Raw genomic sequence first — 23,405 nt, 5'->3', positions numbered from 1 at the left:
GATCGGCCGTGCGCCAGCCATGAATTCGACGCGGGATTACAATGGGCAAATCGATACGGCATCCTATCCTCTCGGTTCAACCGCTTCGTTTCCCAGATTGCGAGGGCCTCACCCCAATGAACGCATCCGAACGTATCGACGAATTGATCGCAGGGGTCCCCGACTGGCGCGGCGCAATCTTTGCTCGCATCCGTCAATGCGTGCTCGCGGCGGACCCGCATATCGTGGAAGAGTTCAAGTGGATGGGTAGCCCGGTCTGGTCGTGCGACGGCATGATCGCGGTCGCCAACGCGCATAAAGGCAAGGTCAAGCTGACCTTCGCGCACGGGGCTGGCCTGGCCGACCCGCACGGTTTGTTCAACGCGGGCCTCGAAGGCAACGCGCGGCGCGCGATCGACTTTCTCGAGGGCGACAAGGTCGACGAGCGCGCACTGAAAGCGCTGGTGCGCGCCGCGATCGACTACAACCGCAGCCATCTGAAGAAGAACGCCCGCTCCGCGCAACCGAAAGCCAGCGGTAAAAAGGCAGCCGGCGAGGCGAATACCGGCGAGGCCTGAAGCCGGCACGGCACGGTCGGCTCGCCCGGATTGCCGCGTCAGCCGCGCCACGCCACCAGCCGCCGTCGATCGATACCAGAACTGATATCGATATCGCCCAAAATATAATTGGAAAGATATCAACCCGGTCCGTACACTTCACCATCCCTGCACGCTGAGCGGCAACCCTGCGCCGTAGCGCCGGGCGGGCCGCTTCAGTCAAATTGGCCGGTGAGGGTCCCGGCACATGCATCAAGGACCTAGCATGTCGGAAAAAAAGCGGAAATTGCGCTCGGCCGAGTGGTTCGGTACGGCTGACAAGAACGGCTTCATGTATCGAAGCTGGATGAAGAATCAGGGCATTCCCGATCACGAGTTCGACGGGCGTCCCGTGATTGGTATCTGCAACACGTGGTCCGAGCTGACGCCGTGCAACGCGCACTTTCGCAAGCTCGCCGAGCACGTGAAGCGCGGTGTCTACGAAGCGGGTGGCTTCCCGGTCGAGTTCCCGGTGTTTTCGAACGGCGAATCGAATCTGCGTCCAACCGCGATGCTCACGCGCAATCTCGCGGCGATGGACGTCGAGGAGGCGATCCGCGGCAATCCGATCGACGCGGTCGTGTTGCTGACCGGCTGCGACAAGACGACCCCCGCGCTGCTGATGGGCGCGGCGAGTTGCGACGTGCCGGCGATCGTCGTGACCGGCGGCCCGATGCTGAACGGCAAGCTCGACGGCAGGAACATCGGCTCGGGCACCGCGGTGTGGCAACTGCACGAATCGCTGAAGGCCGGCGAGATCGATCTGCATCAGTTTCTGTCGGCCGAGGCGGGCATGTCGCGCTCGGCGGGCACCTGCAACACGATGGGCACCGCGTCGACGATGGCCTGCATGGCCGAGGCGCTCGGCACGTCGCTGCCGCACAACGCGGCGATTCCCGCGGTCGACTCGCGCCGCTACGTGCTCGCGCACATGTCGGGCATCCGCATCGTCGAGATGGCGCTCGAAGACCTGAAGCTGTCGAAGATCCTCACACGCGAGGCGTTCACGAACGCGATCCGCGTCAATGCGGCGATCGGCGGTTCGACCAATGCGGTGATTCACCTGAAGGCGATCGCGGGGCGCATCGGTATCGATCTCGAACTCGACGACTGGGTGCGCATCGGCCGCGACACGCCGACGATCGTCGACCTGATGCCGTCGGGCCGTTTCCTGATGGAAGAGTTCTATTACGCGGGGGGCCTGCCCGCGGTGCTGCGCCGGCTCGGTGAGGCGAACCTGCTGCCGCATCCGGACGCGTTGACGGTCAACGGCAAGTCGCTATGGGACAACGTGAAAGATGCGCCCAACACCAACGACGAAGTGATCCGTCCGCTGGATAGGCCGCTCGTCGCCGATGGCGGCATCCGCGTGCTGCGCGGCAATCTCGCGCCGCGCGGCGCGGTGCTAAAGCCGTCGGCGGCGACACCCGAGTTGCTCAAGCATCGCGGACGCGCGGTCGTGTTCGAGAACTTCGAGCACTACAAGGCGCGCATCGTCGACGAAACGCTCGACGTCGATGCGGATTCGGTGCTGGTGATGAAGAACTGCGGGCCGAAGGGCTATCCGGGCATGGCCGAGGTCGGCAACATGGGCCTGCCGCCGAAGCTGCTGAAGCAGGGCGTGAAAGACATGGTGCGCATTTCCGATGCGCGCATGAGCGGCACCGCATACGGCACCGTGGTGCTGCACGTGACCCCGGAAGCGGCGGCCGGCGGCCCGCTCGCCGCGGTGCAGGACGGCGACTGGATCGAACTCGATTGCGACGCGGGCACGCTGCACCTCGATATCAGCGATGCGGAACTCGAGCGCCGGCTCGCGCAGCATGTGCCGCCCGAGCCGCCGGCAGGTGGCGGCTACCGGCGCCTGTATATCGATCACGTGCTGCAGGCCGATGAGGGTTGCGATCTCGACTTCCTCGTTGGGTGTCGAGGTTCCGCGGTGCCGCGGCATTCGCACTGACGCGCCGTTGCAACGGCAACGGCTCGGCCCATGACAATGCGGGCGATGCATTCGTGGATCGCCCGCATTTTTTTATCGCTTATGGTTAGCGTTCGTGTCTATCAGCCGAGGTTGTCGACCGCGTCGAGCACGAGGCCGAAGAACTCGTTCGCCGCGGCCGGATTCAGCCAGCGCACGACCACCGTCATGCGCCGCTCCGGTTCGACCCACGTGAACGAACTGCCTGCGCCGACGCCGAAATAGCTCGACTCCGGCACGTTCGGAAACACCTTGCGCCCGGTGTTGAGCCACACGAGGTAGCCATAGAACGGCGCGATCGCGCACGGCGTGCGCATGCGCGCGATCCATTCGGACGACAGCACGCGCCGGCCGTTCGCGACGCCGTCGTCGAGCAGCATCTGCGCGACCTTCAACTGGTCGTTCGCGCTGACCGACATGCCGCCGCCCCAGTGCGTGCCGCCCGGCACCGACTGCATGCGTCGCCCGTCGATCTCGATCCACGCGTCGTCGTAGCCGACCCATTGCCAGTTTTCGCTCGCACCCGTTGGTCGCATGATCGCTTCGCGGAACACCTCGGGCAGCGGCTGACGAAACAGATGCAGCAGCGCGAGCGAGAACTGGTTGATGCGGACGTCGTTGTATTCCCAGTAGCTGCCCGGCCGTTGCGGCGGACGCAGGTCGCCTTTCTTGCCATCGGGCGGCGCGGCGAAATTGACCGCGCGGTAGTGATCCGCCTGATCCGACAAACCGAAGTACGTGCCGCGCCATTCGCTCGTTTGCTGCAGCAGTTGCGCCCAGGTGATCGGCGCGTTGTGTTCGTCGTCGAAGCCGATGTTGGGCACACGCACGCGCACCGGTTCGTCCACGTCTGGCAACAGGCCGCGATCGTGCGCGACACCGGCGAGCAACGCGAGGTACATCTTCGCGACACTGAAGGTCAGATCGGCGCGATCCGGTTCGCCCCAGCTGGTCAGCAAGCGGCCGTCGACGGCGATCGCGCCGGACACTGGCCCGCGATCATGCACGGGCCCGAGCAGCCTGTTCCATGGCGGCGGGTCGTTCACGTGCACACCCCACGCGCCACCCACGTGGCGGTCCCAAAGCGATTCATGATCCACCGAGAACTGCACGGCTTGCTGCAAATGGTCTTGCATGGATAAGGTCCTGTCGTTTCAACGAAACTCGCGAGGCGCAGACTTAGCGTACGTGCAGTCGCACGCGTGCCCACATCACGGTGAAAAGGCTGAGCACGGCCGCGAGCATCAGATAGAGGCCGGGTGCGAGATTGTTGCCGGTCGCCGCGATCAGCGCGGCGACGGCGAGCGGCGTGAAGCCGCCGAACACGGTGGTGCCGATGTTGTAGCCGAGCGCCATGCCGGTGGTGCGCGTGCGGGTCGGGAACAGCTCGGACATCAAGGCCGGAATCGGCGCGAAGTACGTAGCCTTCAGCAACGCGACCCACGTGACCGCGGCCAGCAACGAGCCGAGCGACGGGTGCGCGTTCATCAGCATGAAGGCCGGATAGACGGTTGCGAAGAACAGCACGCCGGCGCCGAGCATGATGCGCACGCGCCCCACCTTGTCGGACAGATGACCGACGATCGGCGTGAGCACCATCATGATGAGGCCGGCCGCGAGCGTCGCGATGAATCCCGACGACGGCGCGAGGCCGAGTTGCCGCGCCGCGTAGGTCGGCATGTAGAGCAGCATGTAGTTGGCCGTGGTGGTCAGCACGAGTGCGCCGATCGACACGAGCACCGGTTCCTTTTGCGTCGCGAGCAGTTCGCGCACCGGCGCGGCGGATTTTTCCGCGCGCTCGAACTCCGGCGTTTCGTCGATACGACGGCGAATGTACAGCCCGACCGGACCGATCAGCATGCCGAACAGGAATGGAATGCGCCAGCCCCAGCCTTCGAGTTGCTCGGTCGTCAGCGTGCTCGTCAACACCGCGCCGAACAGCGACGCGAGCAGCGTGCTCGCGCCCTGGCTGGAAAACTGCCAGCTCGCCATGAAGCCTTTGCGCTCCGGCGCATGTTCGATCAGAAACGCGGTCGAGCTGCCGAACTCGCCGCCCGCCGAGAATCCCTGCAACAGTCGCGACGCGAATACGCCGATCGGCGCGAGCACGCCGATCGTCGCATACGACGGCATCAGCGCGATCATGCCGGTGCCGAGCGTCATCATCGCAATCGACAAAGTCAGCGATGCCTTGCGGCCTTTGCGGTCGCTGAACGAGCCGAGCGCGAGCGCGCCGATCGGTCGCGCGAGATACGACAGCGCGAAGGTGCCGAGCGTGAGCAGCAGCGACACGGTGCGGTCATGGACCGGAAAAAACGTGCGGGACAGCACGGCCGCGAAGTAGCCGTACACGACCAGATCGTAGAACTCCAGCGCGTTGCCGATCGAGGTCGCGAGAATCAGCCGCGATACGCTCGAGCGCGATACGTTCGAGCGCGAGGTGTGCGGCGCGAGCGCGTCGGCGGTGGTGACGGAGTCCATGCTCATGACGAAGTCCTCTGGCGGCGTGTGGGGGCGCGCCGGCAGCGTGGTGTGGGCGGCGCGGGCGCGGGATTCGAAGCCTGTGCCGCGATCTTGGGGTGGACGATATTTATAGACAATTACAATATTTGGCAGATATCGTTGCCGAAACGGCAAAGCGGAATGGCGATGACCCAAATCGATAACACCGCGCTGCGCTACTTTCTCGAGGTCGTGCGCAGCGGCTCGCTCAGCAAGGCATCGGGGAATCTGTATGTCGCAGTGTCGGCGCTGAGCCGGCAGATCGCGAAGCTGGAGGAGGAGGTCGGCGCGGCGCTGTTCGAGCGGCGGCCGCGCGGGATGGTGCTCAGCGACGCGGGGCGGCTGCTCGCCGATTACGCGCGGCGCAGCCTGCTCGACGCGGAGCGCGTGGCCGAAGAGATTCGCGGCCTGAGCAACGGCGGCCGCGCGACGATTCGCGTCGCGAGTTCGGAGGGTGTCGCGCCGCACTTTCTGCCGCAGGTATTCGCGCGTTTTCTGCGCTCGCATCCGGCCACGCATTTTCAGCTCGACGTATCGGCGCCGTCGGTCGCGACGCAGCGCGTGCGCGACGGCACCGCCGATGTCGCGGTGTGCTTCAGCATGGCGCCCGAACAGGACATCAACGTGCTGTATTCGCAGCGCGCGCCGATCTTCGCGCTGGTGCGGCGCGATCATCCGCTGGGAACACGCGATTCGGTGTCGCTTGCCGATCTGCTGCCGTGGCCGCTCGCGATCAACGGACCGGGCGTGACGATCCGCCAGCTATTCGATATCGCATGCAGTCTCGAAGGGCTCGTGTTCGATCCGGTGTTCGTCAGCAACTATCATGCGGCGCTGCACAGTTTCGTGCTGCAAACCGACGCGGTCACGATCACCGGTTTGCTGACCGTGCGCGGCAGACTCGAACCGGATGGCTTCGCCGTGATACCGATCAGCAATGCCGAGCTTCATCAGCGCACGTTGCAGGTGCAGACGATGGCGGGGCGCACGTTACCGCGAGTGATACAGGCGTTCGTCGAATTGCTGATGGGCGCGATCGAGAATCCGGCCTTGCTCGACTGATTTCGCGCCGCCAAAGAAAAAGCGCCCCGTAGGGCGCTTTCCTTCGATTCAACCAGGCAGGGAACACACGTGTTCCCCACCGCGAACCGTCTGCTTAGAACTTGTGACGCAGACCGACACGGAACGCCAGCTGGTTGTCGGCACCGACGCCCGACGTGCTGAAGTAGCTCGTGCTCGAACCGATCTGTGCCTGCAGATCCTGCGTGCCGTTACGGCCCGACGCGATCTGATAGATGCCCAGAACGTACACGTCCGTGCGCTTCGACAACGCGTAGTCGCCGCTCAGGTTCACCTGGTTCCAGTGACCGACGTTCGCGCCGCTCAGGTGCATGTACGTGTAGCCCGCGCCTGCCGTGATAGCCGGCGTGAATGCGTACTTCGCACCTGCTTCGTACGCGGCGTACGTGGTCGACTCACCCGAGATCGGGGCGAGGCGCGTGTTCGTGTACAGGGCCCACAGCGTTGCCGGACCGAAAGCGTAGCGGCCGCCGACGCCGACCGTGCGCAGATCCTGGATCTGGCCGTTGCCGACCGTCGGGAAGCTGACGTTAGCCAGCGAAGTCGAGAAGGCCGGCGATGCCTGGCCCGGGTAACGGATGTCCGTGTACGCCGCGCCGATACCGAACGGGCCGTTCGCGTAGTTCGCGCCGAAGCTGTAAGCGCGCGACGAACCTGCGACCGGGGCAGCGGCCGTGCCCGTAGCCGGCGTGCCGGCGAAACCGCCAGCCGTGTTCGAGAAGCCGTACATCGCGCCGAAGGTCAGGCCAGAAAAGTTCGCGCTGCTGAACTTGACCGAGTTGTTGATACGGCTCGACGTGAGCTGGTCGACGTCGTTGATGTGGTACGCGTAGTTACCCGCGACGGTCAGACCGCCGGTTGCGTAGTTGGAGCCGAGGTAATCGGTCGAGAACGAGTACTGGCGGCCGAACGTCAGCGAGCCGACGTTGTTCTGCGACAGACCAACGAAGGCCTGGCGGCCGAACATTGCGCCGCCCTGGCCGGCGGTGCCGTTCGCGCTGCTGAAGCCGTTTTCCAGCACGAACAGCGCTTTCAGGCCGTTACCGAGGTCTTCCGTGCCACGCAGGCCCCAACGGCTGCCGTTCGCGACGCCGTCGTCGTACTTGGTCAGGCTGCTGTGGCCGGTGGCCGTTTTCGAGTTGTTCACGTAGCTGATACCCGCGTCGATCAGGCCGTACAGCGTGACGCTGCTTTGTGCGTGAGCGGCGGAGGCGAAGACGGCAAACGTAGCGGCGGTCAGGATTTTCTTGTTCAAGGTACTTCTCCGGTTAGCGAATTAAGCGATCGCGACGCGCTGCTCTGCGGCAATGTCGCGCGATGGGCGGCAATTTAAGGGAACGCTGAGTAAGGTATGTGACACTGAAAATTTTTTTTCACGGTGTCGTGTCGGCGCGACACTTTGCGTGTGCACGGGGGCGGGGGTATCGGTGGCGGGCGGGTCGATCGACCCTGAAGCGAGGCGGGGCGCGCGGCAGCGGACCGCCCGCCGGGCGGCGGGCGATCCGTTATTTCAGCTGATGCGTGAAAATTTAGTTACATCGCCGGCTGCGACGGGACCGACGGTCGCAGCGGCTTGGGCGTCAGTTGCTCAGCAACGAGCCGCTGCGGAACGGTGTCGCGCCGGCGATGCGCGCGAATTCGAGGCCGGCCGTCGCGAAGCGCGTCAGATGCCGCGCGTACAGCACGCCTGCCACGGTGTTTTTGATCGTGACGACGCGGTCCGTCAACGGATCGACGATGTCGGCGATTTCCTGGCCCACGTCCACCCATTTGCCGACTTCGCAGCGATGGACGAGCACACCGCTGATCGGCGCGACGAGCGGTTCGGCGCCCGCGAGCGGCGTCGCCGCGAATTCGAGCGGCGGCAGCGGCGCCGGCTCGCCTTCGACCACGCCGCGCAAGGTCAGATACTCGATGATCGCATGCGCGTCCTGTTCCGCGAGTTCGTGCGACACGTCGCGCTGGCCGCGCAGCTCGATCGTGACCGAGATTCCGCCGTTCGGGATCGGGAAGCGCTCGCCGAAACGGCCGCGCAGATCCGACCAGCAGAAGCTGTGAATCTCGTCGAACGGATTGCCGACCGAGTTCAGCGCGAGCAGCGACGCCTTCGCGTCCAGGTAGCGCGCGAGCGGCTCGACTTCGGGCCACAAGTCCGGATTGGTGTACAGGTGCATCGCGGCTTCCCAGTCGCAATGCAGATCTAGCACGACGTCGGCGTCGTACGAGAGCTTTTGCAGCGCGAGGCGTTGCGAGCCGAGTTCGGTGGTGGGCTGCTGCGCGTCGAGCGCTTCGCGCATCGCCACGCGGATCGCGGCGCGGTTCGCGTCGATGTCGCCGGACAGGCGCGATTCGATGACCGGCTGCACGAGTTCCGCGAGGTCGTAGAAATTGCGGTTGAAGTTCTGCGCGCTGCCGGTTTCGAAGCGGCCGAGCATCTGGCCGAGCAGATGCTGGTTCAGGCCGATCGGATTCGGCACCGGCACGACCACGACTTCGCCGCGCAACTTGCCCGCGGCTTCGAGCGCGGCCAGCTTGCGGCGCAGCGACCACGACACCAGCATGCCGGGGAGTTCGTCCGCGTGCAGCGACGACTGAATATAGATTTTTTGTCCGCCGCCGGGGCCGTAGTGGAAACTCGTCAGTTCGCGGGCGGTGCCAAGCGACGGGGCAATCAGCGGATGGGTCTGGGTTTGCATGGTATTGGCTTCGCGGCCCGTTCCGGGCAGCCGCGCTAGTGGTTGATTGCAAAGGGGAAAGATGCGCGCGGGGTGCGCGCGAGGTCCGCGTGCGCGGACCGCGGCAACTTGTCTCCTGGTCGCCGCGTCTCGCACGATCTTAGCCGATATGCCGCACGATGTGGCTTCATGTGGCCGGATGTGGAGCCGCAAAAACAAAACGGGCTCCGCGTCGCGGAGCCCGTTTTGGGCAAGCTGCCGGCGCGCCGTGCGGCGCGCGTGGGCGATTTAGCTGCCGTACACGTCGAAGTCGAAGTACTTCTTCTCGATCTTCTTGTAGGTGCCGTCCTTGATCATGTCGGCGATCGCCTTGTCGACCTTCGCCTTCAGATCGGTGTCTTCCTTGCGCATGCCGATGCCGGCGCCGTTGCCGAGGATCTTCGGATCGACGAGATCCTTGCCGACGAACGCGAAGCCCTTGCCGCGCGGCGTCTGCAGGAAGCCCTGGTCAGCCTGCACCGCGTCTTGCAGCGCTGCGTCCAGACGGCCCGAGATCAGGTCGGCGTAGACCTGGTCCTGGTTCTGATACGGCACGACTTTCGCGCCAGCCGGTTCCCAGTAGGTCTTTGCGTAGGTTTCCTGGATCGTGCCCTGTTCGACGCCCACCGTCTTGCCCTTCAGCGATTCAGCGGTCGGCAGGATGCCCGAGCCCTGCTTCGCGACGAGGCGCGTCGGCGTGTTGAACAGCTTCGACGAGAAGGCGATCTGCTCGGCGCGTTGCGGCGTCATCGACATCGACGACAGCACGCCGTCGAACTTCTTCGCCTTCAGTGCCGGGATCATGCCGTCGAAGTCGTTTTCCACCCACACGCACTTCGCACCGACGCGCTTGCAGATTTCGTTGCCGAGGTCGATATCGAAGCCAACGAGCTTGCCATCCGAGCCTTTCGACTCGAACGGGGGATAGCTGGCATCAACGCCAAAACGGATCGTCGACCAATCTTTAGCGTGTGCGCCAATCGAGACGGTGGCAATCAGAGCAACCGTCAAAGCCGCTAGCAGTTTTTTCACTGTTTTTACTCCTCGGTGTAGTTCAATTACTCCCTCGACGGTTGTGCCGCCTCGGGACGCCCGGCGCGACTCGCAAACGGGCTTCTGGTCAGGATGCAAGCCGGAGTGGCCTGCAACGCGCGCCAAGCTTATCAGTTCAAAAATATTGGGAAGCTAGTAGAACACCGGATGGCGCAGGAGGAGACCCTCTAGAGCAGCGCTTGCGCCTAGGCCGGTGTGCCCGGATCGTACACCGTTGGTGCGCGTTGCTTAACGCGGGTGTAATGCGAGAGCGGTAATACGGTCGGCGGGCGAGCGTAATCGACCGGGATTTACGACGATTTTCTGGCGAGTTCACCGAAAACGGGTTTGAAACACGAGTTTGAAACGTAGACGAATCGTTAAAGTCCGCGGTTGAATTTGCCGTTAATTAACAGCGGCGTCGAGACCTTCTCCTTACACGTTATTACCAGCGCCCGATATTTTTTCGCCGCCGTTTCGAACCGCTGCAAAAACGAAGGCTTTGGCGCTATCATCAGTGCTCCCTGCGCTGGACGCCGAGCGCCCGCGCAGGCGGGGATCGCTCTGGGGCATGTCGTCGGACATGACGTCAAGATTCAAATGCCGCGCGTTTGCGCTCGCTCAAAAGGCCTTTCTGCTCAACGGTGTTATTCATGCACACGATGTTCACGGCGGATCAAACAGGCTGTTGTAAACAGACTTTTAAGCGACGAATCGCGAGCGTCGGCGCGAGTGCTCGCGCGGCATTATTGCGGCGCCGTTTTTTTGGCGGTTTTTTGTCGGGCGTTACATCGGGATTTTCATCGATTGGCACATCCGGATTTTGCCGCGACGGTTTGCCCGGGTTTTTACCTCGCGTCTCGCGCGTTCTCGTTCTGACAGGCGCATTGCTGTGCGCGGGCTTTGGCGCGGCGACGCCCGCCTCGGCCGCCGATAAAGTGCTGCACGTGCTGGCATGGCCCGGCTACGCGGACCCGGACGTCGTGAAGGCGTTCGAAACGCGCTATGGCGCGAAGGTCGAGGTCACGCTCGTCGATTCCGACGAAGCGCTGTGGGCGCAGATGCACACCAAGGGCTCTCCGCCGTTCGATGTGCTCGCCGCCAACACCGCCGAAATTCGCCGCTACAGGCAGGCGAACCTGCTCGCGCCGCTCGATCTCGCGAGCCTGCCGAATACGAAGAAGCAGTTGCCGCGTTTCCAGGCGCTCGGCTCGATCGACGGCCTGACGTCGGCGGGCAAGGTGTATGCGATTCCGTTCACCTATTCGTCGATGGGACTCATCTACGATCGCCAGCAGATTCCGGTGGCGCCGCATTCGATGCTCGAACTATGGAACCCGCGCTATCGCGGCAAGGTGCTCGACTTCAATAGCGCGCAGCACAACTTCTCGTTCACCGCGCTCGCGCTCGGTTACCCGCATCCGTTTCAACTCGACTCCGCGCAGATGCGCACGATCGCGCACAAGCTCGTCGATCTGCGCCGCAACCTGCTGACCTACTACACGCTGCCCGAGGAGGCGACCGCGTTCTTCATCCAGCACAAGGTCGCGCTGATGTTCGGCAACTACGGCACGCAGCAGGTGCAGTTGCTGCGCCGCGCGGGCGCCGATGTCGGCTATGTGATTCCGGACGAAGGCGCGCTCGCATGGCTCGATTGCTGGTCGATGACGCGCGCGGCGAGTGACCAGCCGCTCGCGCTCGCGTGGATCAACTACATGCTCGAGCCGAGCGTGAGCGCGTTGCTGACACAGCGCCAGGGGCTCGCGAATACGCTGAGCGAGCCGGCCGAAGGCAGTGCCAACGCACACATCGTCTGGATCAGTCCGGTCGAGGATATCGACCGCCGCGAGCAACTGTGGGCGCGCATCGTGTCGGGCGACCGTTCGGAGCGCTTCTGATGCTGCATCGCGGCCTGACCTTCAAGCTGTCCGTTCTGCTCGCGTGCATCGGCGTGCTGGCGTCGGGCGCGACCGGCTATTACGCGTATCGCGCGAATCGCACGATGCTGGTCAACGAAGCCGAGCACAGCCTGCAGACTTCGACGGAGCTGCTCGGCCAGCGCATCGCGGTATCGATCGACGACGTCGCGGCGGACGCGCTCGTGCTCGCCACGATGCCGTCGTCGGTGAGCGTCGCGCAGACCGACGACGGCCTCGGCCCGAACCTCGGCCGCGAGCGGCTCGCGCAGGTGTATTCGAGCTTCATGCTGCATCACCCGGAGTATCTGCAGGTGCGGCTGATCACCCGGCAGCATCACGGGCTCGAGCTGATCCGCTTCGATCGCGACGGCGACGGCCTCGTGCGCGTACAGGGTGGCGATCTGCAGGAAAAAGCTCAGTTCCCCTATGTATTCGAAACCCTCGCGTTCTCGCCGGGCCGCATCTACACGTCGCCGATTTCGGTCAATCACGAGTACGGCACGCATGCGGCGCAAGGCAAGCCGACGCTGCGCCTCGGCACGCCGATCGCGGATGAGCGCGGCACGGTGGTCGGCGTCGTCGTGATCGACATCGATCTGGCCGGCATGTTGCGGCGTTTGCAGAGCGATCTGCCGAGCGACTACCAGGTTTATCTGGCGAACGAGTGGGGCGATTTCCTGGTGCATCCCGACGCGACGAAAACCTTCGGCTTCGACCGCGGCCGACGCGTGCTGATGCAGGACAGCTTCCCGGTCACGAGGCCGCTGTTCGAGCAACGCCATAGCGAAGTGCTCGTCAACGGTCTCATGGGGTCCGGCGAGGCGGCCGGCCATGTGCTCGCGTTCGTGCGACGGCCGTTCGGCGATTCGGAGGGCAACCGCTTCATCGTGCTCGGTCTCGCAAAGCCGCTCGAGGACGTGTTGACCGGCGCCAATCAGCTCGGCTCGCGGATCATTCGCATGGTGCTGGTGTTCAGCGCATTGTCGGTGCTGCTGGCAATTCTGTTCGCGCGGGCGCTGACCAAGCCGCTGCATCTGCTCGCGCATGCGGCGACGCACCTGTTCGCCGAGCACGCGATGCACACCCTGCCGCTCAAGCGCACCGACGAAATCGGCGTGCTCGCGCGCTGCTTCGAGCGTTTGCGGCGCGAAATCCGCGCGCAGATGGATGCGCTGCACAGCAAGCAGAGTGAGCTCGTGCATCTGGCCTCGCACGACGTGCTGACCGGCTTGCCGAACCGCATGCTGTTCATGCAGAAGCTCGAAGGTGCGATCGACGAGGCGCGGTTCCGCGACGAAGGCCTCGCGGTGCTGTTCGTCGACCTCGACCGCTTCAAGCAGATCAACGATCAGTTCGGGCACTCCGTTGGCGACAAGGTGCTGGTCGCGGTCGCGTGCCGGCTGAAGGACGTGCTGTGTGCCGGTGACGTGGTCGCGCGGCTCGGCGGCGACGAATTCATCGTGCTGATCGAAGGGCAACGCGCGGCGGAGGTCACGCCCGCGATCGCCGAGCGCATCATGGATGCGCTGAACGAAACGCTGACCGTCGATGGCAACAGCATGACGGTAGGCGCAAGCATCGGCATCAGCGAGTTCCCGCACGACAGCGGCAACGCCGAGGAACTGCTGCTGAACGCCGATGCCGCGATGTATGCGGCGAAATCGGGCGGCCGTTGCGCGTATCTGCGCTATCGGGATCTGCTCGCGGCGCGGCTCGACGAACAGGCCGAGCAGGCGAGGCTTGCCCACGACCAACTCGTCCCGGCGCACGCCGCGCGCGATGCGACCGAGGGGCGCGAGGCCGAGCCCACCGCGTGACGCGCGGTTATCCGCGCCGCTGGGCGTTTTCTATTGCCACGCCGCGATTGCGCCGCGTGCGCCTTTTTGCCGCAACAGACGCAACGCGTCATCGAGCGTCGTTCGGAATGCCGCGTGATCTGCGAGCCTCGCATCGAACACTTCACGTACGCCGAGTAGCGCGTTCATCAGCGCCTGCGTGTCGCCTTGCGCGGACGCCGCCAGCGCCGTCAGCCGCGCCGCGAGCGGGTCGTTGATTTCGTAGCGCGTGCCGTCATCGGCGTGGCCGCGCAGGAACGTCATCCACGCGGCGACGGCGAGCGCGAGCCGCCGATACGGTTGGCCCGCCTCGATGCGCGCCGCGATGGTCGCGAGCAAACGCGGCGGCAGCTTCTGGCTGCCGTCCATCGCGATCTGCGCGCAACGGTGCTTGAGTGCCGGGTTCGCGTAACGCGCGAGTAAAGCGTCGCGATAGCCGGCAATGTCGAACGATGCGGGCATGGTCAGCGTCGGCGCGATCTCGTCGGTCATCATTGCGTGAATCAGATTGCGTAGTGCGGGCTCGGCGATCGCCGCGTCGATCGTGTCGAAGCCGCCGAGCATCGACAGGTACGCGAGCGTCGAATGCGTGCCGTTCAGCATGCGCAGCTTCGCGAGTTCGAACGGCATCACATCGTCGACGAGTTGCGCGCCGACCGCTTCCCACGCGGGACGGCCCTGCGTAAATCGATCTTCGATCACCCATTGCCTGAACGGCTCGCAAGGCACCGGGGCGGCGTCGCGGTAGCCGAGTTGTTCGGCCGCGGTGACGCGCTCGGCGTCGGTGGTGGCGGGGACGATGCGATCGACCATCGTCGACGGAAACGCGACTTGCGCGGCGATCCAGTCGGCGAGCCCGGCGTCGAGTTGCCGGGCGAACGAGCACACCACCTGGCGCAGCGCGGCGCCGTTGTGCGAAAGGTTGTCGCACGACAGCACCGTGAAGGGCTGCCCGTTGGCGGTGTCGCGCCGTGCGCGCAACGCCGCGGTGAGGATGCCCGGCACTGTGCGCGGCGCGAGTGGATCAGCGAGATCCCGCTCGATGGCGGCATCGTCGAGATCGACTTCGCCGGTCTTCGGATCCCGGCAGTAGCCCTTTTCGGTGACGGTCAGCGAGACGATCCGCACCAGCGGGTCCGCAAGCCGCGCGAACAGCGCGGTTGCGTCGGCGGGCATCGCCAGCACTTCGCGCAGCGCGCGGATCACCGTCACTCTGGCACCGTCGGGCCCGCGTTCGACGAGACCATACAGCCCCTGTTGCTCCATCAACGCGTCGCGTTTGCCGACGTCGCCCTGCAGCGTCACGCCGCAAATGCCCCAGTCGCCGCCGGCGGCCAGCATCGCTTCTTCCGTGTAGAGCGCCTGATGCGCGCGATGAAAATTGCCGATCCCCAGATGCACGATGCCGATGCGCGGCTCGCGCCATTGCGGCGACAGCAGATGCGCTTGCAGTGCAGGCAGCGCATCACGGGACAGGTAGTTTGGCGGCAACTCGAAGCTGACGGCAGTCATGGAAAGTGGTCCAGAAGGGGCGGGGAAACCCTGATTTGACGATTAACTATACTTGTATGGTAGCATCGTTCCACCAGCTTGAGACAGGCTGATGCAGTGATTTTTATGCCGTCATGTCAGGTTCGCCAGTCATCGCGGTTCCCCGTTTTCTGCCAGGAACAACTCATGAAAATCGTTCGCGCCGACGTCATCGTCACGTGCCCGGGCCGCAATTTCGTCACGCTGAAAATCGTCACCGACGAGGGCGTACACGGCATCGGCGATGCCACGCTGAACGGCCGCGAACTGGCGGTCGCGTCGTATCTGAAGGACCACGTGTGCCCGCTGCTGATCGGCCGCGATCCCGCGCGGATCGAGGACACCTGGCAATTCCTCTACAAAGGCGCGTACTGGCGGCGCGGCCCCGTCACGATGACGGCGATCGCCGCGGTCGACATGGCCTTGTGGGACATCCTCGGCAAGGTCACCGGCATGCCGCTTTACAAGCTGCTCGGCGGCGCGTCGCGCGAAGGCGTGATGGTGTACGGCCACGCAACGGGCCGCGATATTCCCGAAGCGCTCGACCGTTACGCCGAGCATGTCGAGGCCGGCTACCAGGCCATCCGCATTCAATGCGGCGTGCCCAACATGCGCTCCGTGTATGGCGTCGCCAAAGGCAACGGCATGTACGAGCCTGCCACCAAGGGCGCGGTTGAGGAGCAGAGCTGGTCGTCCGAAAAGTATCTGGATTTCGTGCCGAAACTGTTCGAGGCCGTGCGTGAGCGCTTCGGCTTCGACACGCATCTGCTGCACGACGTGCACCACCGTTTGACGCCGATCGAAGCCGCGCGGCTCGGCAAAGCGGTCGAGCCGTATCGGCTGTTCTGGATGGAAGACCCGACACCCGCCGAAAACCAGGCCGGTTTCAGGCTGATCCGCGAACATACCGTCACGCCGATTGCGGTCGGTGAGGTGTTCAACAGCATCTGGGACTGCAAGCAGCTGATCGAAGAACAGTTGATCGACTATATCCGCGCCACGCTCACGCACGCGGGCGGCATTACGCATCTGCGGCGGATCGCGGACTTCGCTTCGTTATACCAGGTGAGAACGGGCTGTCATGGTCCGTCGGATCTGTCGCCGGTCTGCATGGGTGCCGCGCTGCATTTCGATCTGTGGGTGCCGAACTTCGGCGTGCAGGAATACATGGGCTTTCCGGCCGAAGCGCTCGACGTCTTCCCGCATGCATGGAGTTTCGACAAGGGCATGATGCATCCGGGCGAAGCGCCTGGCCATGGTGTCGATATCGACGAAGCGGCGGCGGCGCGCTATCCGTACGACCCGGCTTATCTGCCGGTCGCGCGTCTCGAAGACGGCACGCTGTGGAACTGGTGAGCGTGCACACGCGCAACCTTCCCGCTCAGTAAAAACAGAATCACGGAGACAGCCTTGAACTCAACGCGCCCGCAAGGCAACCAGGGCAATGCGCCGGCCAGCACCGCGATGCTGCGCCGCGTGGCCTTCGCATCGACCATCGGCACCGCCGCGGAATACTACGACTTCTTCGTCTACGGCACGGCGGCCGTGCTGGTGTTCGGCCAGAAGTTCTTCCCCGCTTCCGACCCGCTGATCGGCACGCTCGCCGCTTTCGCAACCTATGCGGTCGGCTTTCTTGCGCGGCCGCTCGGCGGCGTCGTGTTCGGCCATTTCGGCGACCGGGTCGGCCGCAAGAAAGCGCTGATCGTGACCATCCTGATCGTCGGCCTCGGCACCTTCGCGATCGGGCTGCTGCCCGACTACCAGACCATCGGCGTCTGGGCGCCGGTTGCGCTGATCGTGATCCGCGTGCTGCAAGGTTTCGGTGTGGGCGGCGAACAGGCGGGCGCCGTGCTGCTCACCGCCGAATATGCGCCGCCCTTGCGGCGCGGTTTCTTTGCCAGTCTCGTGCAACTCGGCGCGCCCGCCGGCTTTCTGATTCCGTCAGGTCTGTTCGCGTTGCTGTCGGCGACGCTGACGAACGCGCAACTGCTCGACTGGGGCTGGCGCATTCCGTTTCTCGCGAGCGCGCTGCTGGTTGCGCTTGGCCTATATATCCGCCTGCGTACCGAGGAATCGCCGATCTTCGCGACGATCCAGCGCACCAAGGCGGTCGCGTCGCGGCCCGTCGTCGAGGTGCTCAGGCAGTTCGGCCCGACCATCGTGAAGGGCGTCGGCGCAAAGCTGATCGAGGCCTGCACATTCGCGATGTACACGATGATCGTGCTCGCGTACGGCAAAGCGCACGGCATTGCGCAGGCAATGTTGCTGCAAACGGTGATCGTCGCGGTAGCGCTCGAACTGGTGACCATTCCGCTCGCGGGCGCGTTGTCCGATCGCATCGGCCGGCGGGCGACGTTTATCGCCGGTGCGCTATGGCATGTGGCGCTCGCGGTGCCGTTTTTTCTCGCAGTCGATAGCGGCCAGCGCGGCGCGATGCAACTCGTGATGATCCTCGCGATCAGCGTCGGTCACAGTCTCTGCTATGCGCCGCAGGCCGCGTTGTTCCCGGAGCTGTTTCCGGCGCGGGTGCGTTGCAGCGGCATCGCGCTGATCTGGCAGATCGGCTCGCTGCTCGGCAGCGGCGTGCTCGGCCTCGTGGCCGTCAAGCTGATTCAGGTCACGCACGGCAACTCGCTCGCGCTGATCCTCTATGTGGTCGTGCTCGGTCTCGTGTCGGCCGTGTCGCTGTTCGCGTTGCCGGAGACCGCGCCGCGTCGGCGCGGCGGCGACCTTCACGACTGGGGCGGCGGCGCCAGCGCCACTGACACGGCCCATGACAAGGCAGCCGCCTTCGCATCGTCATCGCAGTCTTCTCCGCTTGCGCGCCGTTGAACGCGCACGCGACGCTAACTCCGGAGTCCATCATGCTCGCAGCCGTACTTCACGAACCGAAACTGATCCGCATCGACGAACTCGAGCCACCCGAACCCGGTCCGGGGCAGGTCCGGGTTCGGGTACGCGCGGGCGGTATTTGCGGCTCGGATCTGTCGTATTACTTCAAAGGCAAAAGCGGCGACTTCGCGGTGCGCGAGCCGTTCGTGCTCGGTCACGAAGTGGCCGGCGAAATCGACCTGCTCGGCGACGGCGTCGGCGCGGAGCAGGGGCTCGCGCGCGGGCAACGCGTCGCCGTCAACCCGGGTCTGGCGTGCGGCACGTGCCGCTTCTGCGCGACCGGGATGCCGAATCATTGCCTGAACATGCGCTTCATGGGCAGTGCGTCGACGTTTCCACACACTCAGGGCATGTTCCGCCAGTACATCGTCGTGGCCGCGCGGCAATGCGTGCCGGTGCAGGACGGCGTCGATTTCGCGCAGGCGTCGATGGCCGAGCCGCTCGCCGTCGCGTTGCATGCGGTGAAGCAGGCGGGCTCGCTGGTGGGCGCGCGCGTGCTGCTGGTGGGCTGCGGTCCGATCGGCTGCATTCTGCTCAGCGTGGCGCGGCGCGCGGGCGCGCATCGGCTGGTTGCGGTCGATCTGTCCGAGCGCGCGCTGGAAGTCGCGCGGCAACTCGGCGCGGATCAGACCGTGAATGCCGTCGATACCGCGACGATCGCTGCCTGGGCCGACAGGCGCGGCACGTTCGATGTCGTCATCGAAGCATCGGGCAGTCCCGCTGGGCTCGACACCGCGTTGCGTGCGGCGCGCGCGGGCGGCACCGTGATCCAGGTCGGCAATCTGCCCGCGGGGCAGTCGCCGGTCGCGGCGAATCTGGTGATGGCGAAAGAGTTGTGCTACCGGGGCTCGTTTCGCTTCACCGACGAATACGCGGTGGCCGCCGATGAAATCGCCGCCGGCAAGCTCGACCTGCGCCCGCTGATGACGCATGCGTTCGCGATGCACGACGCAAACCATGCGTTCGAAGTTGCGCTGGACCGCTCGCAGTCGATGAAGGTCCATCTGACGTTCGATTGACGAGCGTCATCCGCCAACGCAAACCAAACCCAAACCCGGAAGCAACGCCGAACGCCCACCAAGAGGCGTCCCGGAAGGAGACATCCGATGTTCAAGAGTCAACGCTGGTTCGTCGTCGCACTGCTGTTTCTGGCGGGCGTCATCAACTATCTGGATCGCGCGGCGCTGTCGATCGCCGCGCCGCTGATCCAGAAGGACCTCAATTTTTCGCACGCGCAGATGGGCGTCGTGTTCAGCAGTTTTTTCATCGGTTACGCGCTGTTCAATTTCGTCGGCGGTCTGGCGTCCGACAAGGTCGGCGCGAAACGCGTGTTCGGTACGGCGATGGGCGTATGGTCGGTGTTCTGCGGCGCGACCGCGCTCGCGAGCGGGATCGGTTCGCTGATCGTGCTGCGTGTGCTGTTCGGCATGGGCGAAGGGCCGTTCAGTTCGTCGACGAGCAAGATGGTCAATAACTGGTTTCCGCGCCGCGAGGTCGCGAGCGCGATCGGCGTGATCAGCTCGGGCACGCCGCTGGGCGGGGCGCTGGCGGGGCCCGTGGTCGGTTTCATGGCCGTGCAGTTCGGCTGGCGCTGGGCGTTCGTCGCGATCATGGGACTCGGGCTCGCGTGGCTCGTGCTGTGGTCGCTGACGACGACCGAGCATCCGCACGAGCAGAAGCGCATCACATCCGCCGAACTCGAATTGATCCGCGCCGGTCAGACGGGCGAGCCTGCGCTTGCGCATGCGGGTGAGCGCGAGGGTGGCAAGCCGGGACTCGGTCACTTCCTGCGCATGCCGATCATTCTCGCGACCGCGTTCGCGTTCTTCTCATACAACTACGTGCTGTTCTTTTTCCTGTCGTGGTTCCCGAGCTATCTGACCGAGGCGCATCACCTGAGCCTGCACGACATGAGCATCGCGACCGTGATTCCGTGGCTGCTCGGCAGCATCGGTCTCGCGGCCGGGGGCTTCATTTCGGACCTGATTCTGCGCATCACCGGCAAGCCGCTGTTGTCGCGCAAGCTCGTGCTCGGCACCTGCCTCGGCGCGGCCGCGGTCTGCGTTGCTCTGGCCGGGCGCGTCGCCAGCATGGAGGGCGCGGTCGCGCTGATGTCGGTGTCGATCTTTTTCCTGTACGCGACGGGTGCCGTCTATTGGGCCGTGATCCAGGACACCGTGCCGCGTGAACACGTCGGCGGCGTGGGCGGCTTCGTGCATCTGCTGGCGAACCTGGCCGGCGTGATCGGACCGGCGGTCACAGGCTTCATCGTCGAGGCGACACATGGCGCGTACGGCAGCGCGTTCGTGCTGGCGGGAGCGATTGCGGTGCTCGGCGCCGTGTGTTCGTTCGTATGGGTGCGTGAGCCGCGCGCGAGCACTTTGGCGGTCGAGCGCGCATGGTAGTATGGTGCGATGCTTGCGGTGCGATGGCGTGTCACTGATAACACGTATTGAACACGTATTACGCCGCGAACATCGCCCACTGAGTTTTCCGCTTTCGACTTGCCGCTATCCGTTGCTTTGCCAATGCCCACCAGCACACATCTCGCCGACGCTCCTTCTTCTTCCGCCGCCGTGTCGGGCGCGCCGCGCAAGCGTGGCCGCGCGGCCGCTCAGGGCGGCGCGCGTGCAGCGCTGCCCGACCTGACCGCAAATCTTTCCTTCGATTCTCACGAGCCGATCGGCAAACAGATTTTCCGTGCGTTGCGCGAGGCGATTTTCGTCGGCCAGATGGTGCCGGGCACGCCGCTGTCGGAGAAGGAAGTGTCGGACATGTTTCAGGTGTCGCGTCAGCCGGTGCGCGAAGCATTCATCAAGCTGGTCGAGGCGGGCGTGTTGCAGGTGCTGCCGCAGCGCGGCACCTTCGTGAAGCGGATTTCCCCGCGCCAGGTGCGCGAAGGACGCTTCATCCGTGAGGCGATCGAAACCGCGGTAGTGCGCAAGGCGGCGGTTTCGATTACCGACGACCAGTTGCAGGCGCTTGCCGACAACCTGCGCGAGCAGAAACTCGCGGCGAAAGCGAACGACACGGCCGCGTTTCTCGCGCTCGACGAAGCGTTCCACTACGCAATCGCGCAGACGATCGATTGCACGGCCGCCTGGGAAACGATCCAGGACATCAAGGCGCAAATGGACCGCGTGCGCTATCTGAGCCTGCCCGATGTGTCGCCGCTCGATCTGCTGATCCGCCAGCACGCGAAAATCCTGGCGGGACTGCGCGCGCACGACCCGAGCGCCGCCGAAGACGCGATGCGCCACCACCTGCGCGAAATCCTCGTGTCGCTCGGCCCGATCGCCGAGCGCAACCCCGCCTGGTTCGAGGCCGACGAGCCCGAGCGTGTGCCGTTGTCGACCTGAGACGCAGGCGCGCTCAAACGCCCACTCAACCCGCCCCCTCAAACGATCCGCACCCCGCCGCGAAAAGTTGCGCGCGGCACCGGCAGCTTGCCGAGCATCGTCACGCGCACGAGGTCCGCGCGCAGACCCGGCTCGATCGCGCCGCGGTCCGTGAGACCGGCGGTGCGCGCCGGTTCGGCCGAGACCGTTGCCATCGCACGCGGCAGCGACCAGCCGGCTTTTTCGACCAGATCGAACACTGCGCTCAGCAAGCTCGACGGCACGTAATCCGACGACAGGATGTCGAGCAGATCCGCGTGGGCGAGTTCGAGCGCCGACACATTGCCCGAATGCGAGCCGCCGCGCACGATGTTCGGCGCCCCCATGATCGTCGCGATGCCGTGCTCGCGCGCGGCTTGCGCGGCGATGCGAGTGGTCGGGAATTCGGCGAGCACGATGCCTTCGGCCTTTGCCTGTTCGACGTGCTCGATCAGCGTGTCGTCGTGGCTCGCGACCGGAATGCCGAGCCGCCCGCAACGCTCGACGATCTCGCGGCGGTGGGCATCCGCGTAACGCTCCTGTTCGATCGTGAGTTCGGCGAGCGCGGTCGTGACGCGCTCGTCGCTCATCTTGCCGTTGCGTTCCTGGTAGCGGCGCCACTGCTCGCGATCGTGCCATTGGCGCTGGCCCGGCGTATGGTCCATCACCGATGCGAGCCGCAGCAGCGGATGCGCGCACAGTGAATCGAATACCTCGAGCACGTCGGCGGTCGCGATCTCACAGCGCAGATGCAGAAAGTGCTCGGCGCGTAGCAGTTGACGCGTGGACAGCCGCAGCAGCGAATCGGCGCATTTCGTCTGCACGTCGCGGTTGCGCAGTCCAACATTCCAGCGCGAGCCGATTGCGAGCGCGTCGAACACCGTCGTGATGCCGGCGGCGGCGACCTGGGCGTCGTGGATCACGAAGGCCGCGTCGGTATTCCATTCGACGCCGGGACGCGGCACGAGGTGCTTTTCGAGGTTGTCCGTATGCAGTTCGATCAGACCGGGCAGCAGATAATCGCCGTCCCAGTCTTCGGCGTCGCGCGCCGAACTCGCGCCGCGCTCGACGTCGCGAATCACGCCGTCTTCGATGCGCACGGTGCCAATGAATTCTTCGTCTCGCGTTACGACGCGAGCGTTGCTGATCAACATCGACTTGCTCCGTAGTCAGTCGGGCTTTGTTTCAGTTTAGTGCCGCAGCGGCGGCCGCAGTTCCAGGCGGCGCGTCGCGACCTTGTTGCGGGTCTCTTCGTCGTGAAAGATACCTACGATCGCCGCGCCGCGCTCGCGCGCCTCGACGATCAGATCGGCCACCACGTCGCGGTTTTCCGCATCGAGCGACGCGGTCGGTTCGTCGAGCAGCAACAGCGGATGCTCGGCGATCAAACCGCGCGCGATGTTCACGCGCTGCTGCTCGCCGCCCGAAAACGTCGCGGGCGCGAGCGACCACAGACGCTCCGGCACGTTCAGCCGCGCGAGCAATTCAGCGGCGCGCTCGCTCGCTTCATGTTCGGTGACGCCGTGCAGCAGCAGCGGCTCGGCGACGAGCGCAAGCGTCGGCACGCGCGGAATCACGCGCAAGAACTGGCTGACATAGCCGACCACGCCACGGCGCAGACGCAGCACGTCGCGCGGTTCGGCACCGGTGATCGTGACGGGCCGGCCGTTGTCGCTGGTGTCGCGAATCGCGATCGAGCCGGTGCTCGCCAGATAGTTGCCATACAGACAGCGCAGCAGCGTGCTCTTGCCCGCGCCCGAAGGCCCGACCAGCACGACGCATTCGCCGCGCTCGAGCTCGAGCGACACGTCCGCGAGCGCGTCGATCCGCACGCCGCCCTGGCCGTGCAGCGTGAAAGTCTTGCCGATGCCGGTGGCGCGCAGCATCAGCGCCGCGTTGTCGGCGAAAGCGCGCTCGCCGTGGCGTGCCGCGCTACCTGCGTCGATTGCTACCTCAGTGGATTGCATCGTG

General features: G+C 65.0%; 18 protein-coding genes. 10 read left to right on the top strand and 8 right to left on the bottom strand.

Annotated features, from left to right (window positions below; translation table 11 throughout):
- Positions 1-116 precede the first annotated feature (116 nt).
- Positions 117-557 carry a DUF1801 domain-containing protein gene (locus L0U84_RS30720; RefSeq protein WP_233855824.1) on the top strand — a complete coding sequence of 147 codons (441 nt, stop codon included), beginning with the start codon at positions 117-119 and terminating at the stop codon, positions 555-557.
- A 244-nt stretch (positions 558-801) separates the two neighbouring features.
- Complete coding sequence (locus L0U84_RS30715; protein WP_233855823.1) at positions 802-2,535, top strand: IlvD/Edd family dehydratase; 1,734 nt, start codon at positions 802-804, stop codon at positions 2,533-2,535.
- Between the two features lie 101 nt (positions 2,536-2,636).
- Here L0U84_RS30715 and L0U84_RS30710 read toward each other — a convergent pair whose 3' ends face one another.
- Together L0U84_RS30710 and L0U84_RS30705 are read right to left on the bottom strand one after the other, a co-directional pair.
- The gene (locus L0U84_RS30710; protein ID WP_233855822.1) at positions 2,637-3,689 is read right to left on the bottom strand and encodes a serine hydrolase domain-containing protein; all 1,053 of its coding nucleotides are present in this window, start codon (positions 3,687-3,689) and stop codon (positions 2,637-2,639) included.
- Positions 3,690-3,732: 43 nt separating this feature from the next.
- Positions 3,733-5,040: an MFS transporter gene (locus tag L0U84_RS30705; RefSeq protein ID WP_233855821.1), complete on the bottom strand. Its 1,308-nt coding sequence runs from the start codon at positions 5,038-5,040 to the stop codon at positions 3,733-3,735.
- A gap of 171 nt (positions 5,041-5,211) precedes the next feature.
- Between L0U84_RS30705 and L0U84_RS30700 the strand changes: the two genes are divergently transcribed.
- Positions 5,212-6,117, top strand: coding sequence for a LysR substrate-binding domain-containing protein (locus L0U84_RS30700; RefSeq protein WP_233856891.1), 906 nt, complete (start codon positions 5,212-5,214; stop codon positions 6,115-6,117).
- 94 nt (positions 6,118-6,211) lie between these two features.
- On the opposite strand, the gene L0U84_RS30695 is transcribed toward L0U84_RS30700, so the two are convergent.
- The 3 genes from L0U84_RS30695 to L0U84_RS30685 all read right to left on the bottom strand — a co-directional run bounded on the left by L0U84_RS30695 (position 6,212) and on the right by L0U84_RS30685 (position 9,881).
- Complete coding sequence (locus L0U84_RS30695) at positions 6,212-7,390, bottom strand: porin (protein WP_233855820.1); 1,179 nt, start codon at positions 7,388-7,390, stop codon at positions 6,212-6,214.
- 325 nt (positions 7,391-7,715) lie between these two features.
- The gene (locus L0U84_RS30690) at positions 7,716-8,831 is read right to left on the bottom strand and encodes a succinylglutamate desuccinylase/aspartoacylase family protein (protein WP_233855819.1); all 1,116 of its coding nucleotides are present in this window, start codon (positions 8,829-8,831) and stop codon (positions 7,716-7,718) included.
- Between the two features lie 267 nt (positions 8,832-9,098).
- Positions 9,099-9,881, bottom strand: a complete 783-nt coding sequence (locus L0U84_RS30685) for an ABC transporter substrate-binding protein (protein ID WP_233855818.1) — start codon at positions 9,879-9,881, stop codon at positions 9,099-9,101.
- 653 nt (positions 9,882-10,534) lie between these two features.
- On the opposite strand from L0U84_RS30685, the gene L0U84_RS30680 reads away from it, so the two are divergent.
- A complete protein-coding gene (locus L0U84_RS30680) occupies positions 10,535-11,779 on the top strand; it encodes an ABC transporter substrate-binding protein (protein WP_233855817.1) in 1,245 nt (414 codons plus the stop codon).
- Entirely contained in the window at positions 11,779-13,617 is a 1,839-nt protein-coding gene (locus L0U84_RS30675; RefSeq protein ID WP_233855816.1) for a diguanylate cyclase domain-containing protein, read from the top strand. Before L0U84_RS30680 ends, L0U84_RS30675 begins: the two co-directional genes overlap by 1 nt.
- A gap of 30 nt (positions 13,618-13,647) precedes the next feature.
- On the opposite strand, the gene L0U84_RS30670 is transcribed toward L0U84_RS30675, so the two are convergent.
- Positions 13,648-15,147, bottom strand: coding sequence for a mannitol dehydrogenase family protein (locus L0U84_RS30670; protein WP_233855815.1), 1,500 nt, complete (start codon positions 15,145-15,147; stop codon positions 13,648-13,650).
- A gap of 165 nt (positions 15,148-15,312) precedes the next feature.
- Between L0U84_RS30670 and manD the strand changes: the two genes are divergently transcribed.
- The 5 genes from manD to L0U84_RS30645 all read left to right on the top strand — a co-directional run bounded on the left by manD (position 15,313) and on the right by L0U84_RS30645 (position 21,416).
- On the top strand, positions 15,313-16,521 hold the full coding sequence (gene manD, locus L0U84_RS30665) for a D-mannonate dehydratase ManD (protein WP_233855814.1): 1,209 nt from the start codon (positions 15,313-15,315) through the stop codon (positions 16,519-16,521).
- A 54-nt stretch (positions 16,522-16,575) separates the two neighbouring features.
- Entirely contained in the window at positions 16,576-17,997 is a 1,422-nt protein-coding gene (locus L0U84_RS30660; RefSeq protein WP_233855813.1) for an MFS transporter, read from the top strand.
- Between the two features lie 32 nt (positions 17,998-18,029).
- Positions 18,030-19,076: an L-idonate 5-dehydrogenase gene (locus tag L0U84_RS30655; RefSeq protein WP_233855812.1), complete on the top strand. Its 1,047-nt coding sequence runs from the start codon at positions 18,030-18,032 to the stop codon at positions 19,074-19,076.
- Positions 19,077-19,163: 87 nt separating this feature from the next.
- Positions 19,164-20,462, top strand: coding sequence for an MFS transporter (locus tag L0U84_RS30650; RefSeq protein ID WP_233855811.1), 1,299 nt, complete (start codon positions 19,164-19,166; stop codon positions 20,460-20,462).
- Between the two features lie 123 nt (positions 20,463-20,585).
- Entirely contained in the window at positions 20,586-21,416 is an 831-nt protein-coding gene (locus tag L0U84_RS30645; protein WP_233855810.1) for a GntR family transcriptional regulator, read from the top strand.
- Between the two features lie 38 nt (positions 21,417-21,454).
- Here L0U84_RS30645 and L0U84_RS30640 read toward each other — a convergent pair whose 3' ends face one another.
- Entirely contained in the window at positions 21,455-22,588 is a 1,134-nt protein-coding gene (locus L0U84_RS30640) for an alpha-D-ribose 1-methylphosphonate 5-triphosphate diphosphatase (protein ID WP_233855809.1), read from the bottom strand.
- A 36-nt stretch (positions 22,589-22,624) separates the two neighbouring features.
- Positions 22,625-23,401: a phosphonate C-P lyase system protein PhnL gene (gene phnL, locus L0U84_RS30635; protein ID WP_233855808.1), complete on the bottom strand. Its 777-nt coding sequence runs from the start codon at positions 23,399-23,401 to the stop codon at positions 22,625-22,627.
- Positions 23,402-23,405 lie beyond the last annotated feature (4 nt).

It is taken from the genome of Paraburkholderia sp. HD33-4 (assembly GCF_021390635.1).
Lineage (GTDB): Bacteria > Pseudomonadota > Gammaproteobacteria > Burkholderiales > Burkholderiaceae > Paraburkholderia.
This window is presented reverse-complemented; position numbering and strand designations above follow the sequence as displayed.

Bases quoted from the DNA above. Each gene is read 5' to 3' on its own strand.
- L0U84_RS30690 (WP_233855819.1), bottom strand. From the start codon at position 8,831: ATGCAAACCCAGACCCATCCGCTGATTGCCCCGTCGCTTGGCACCGCC.
- L0U84_RS30640 (WP_233855809.1), bottom strand. From the start codon at position 22,588: ATGTTGATCAGCAACGCTCGCGTCGTAACGCGAGACGAAGAATTCATT.
- L0U84_RS30645 (WP_233855810.1), top strand. From the start codon at position 20,586: ATGCCCACCAGCACACATCTCGCCGACGCTCCTTCTTCTTCCGCCGCC.
- L0U84_RS30655 (WP_233855812.1), top strand. From the start codon at position 18,030: ATGCTCGCAGCCGTACTTCACGAACCGAAACTGATCCGCATCGACGAA.
- L0U84_RS30680 (WP_233855817.1), top strand. From the start codon at position 10,535: ATGCACACGATGTTCACGGCGGATCAAACAGGCTGTTGTAAACAGACT.
- L0U84_RS30710 (WP_233855822.1), bottom strand. From the start codon at position 3,689: ATGCAAGACCATTTGCAGCAAGCCGTGCAGTTCTCGGTGGATCATGAA.
- L0U84_RS30675 (WP_233855816.1), top strand. From the start codon at position 11,779: ATGCTGCATCGCGGCCTGACCTTCAAGCTGTCCGTTCTGCTCGCGTGC.
- manD (WP_233855814.1), top strand. From the start codon at position 15,313: ATGAAAATCGTTCGCGCCGACGTCATCGTCACGTGCCCGGGCCGCAAT.
- L0U84_RS30715 (WP_233855823.1), top strand. From the start codon at position 802: ATGTCGGAAAAAAAGCGGAAATTGCGCTCGGCCGAGTGGTTCGGTACG.
- L0U84_RS30720 (WP_233855824.1), top strand. From the start codon at position 117: ATGAACGCATCCGAACGTATCGACGAATTGATCGCAGGGGTCCCCGAC.
- phnL (WP_233855808.1), bottom strand. From the start codon at position 23,401: ATGCAATCCACTGAGGTAGCAATCGACGCAGGTAGCGCGGCACGCCAC.
- L0U84_RS30650 (WP_233855811.1), top strand. From the start codon at position 19,164: ATGTTCAAGAGTCAACGCTGGTTCGTCGTCGCACTGCTGTTTCTGGCG.
- L0U84_RS30670 (WP_233855815.1), bottom strand. From the start codon at position 15,147: ATGACTGCCGTCAGCTTCGAGTTGCCGCCAAACTACCTGTCCCGTGAT.
- L0U84_RS30705 (WP_233855821.1), bottom strand. From the start codon at position 5,040: ATGAGCATGGACTCCGTCACCACCGCCGACGCGCTCGCGCCGCACACC.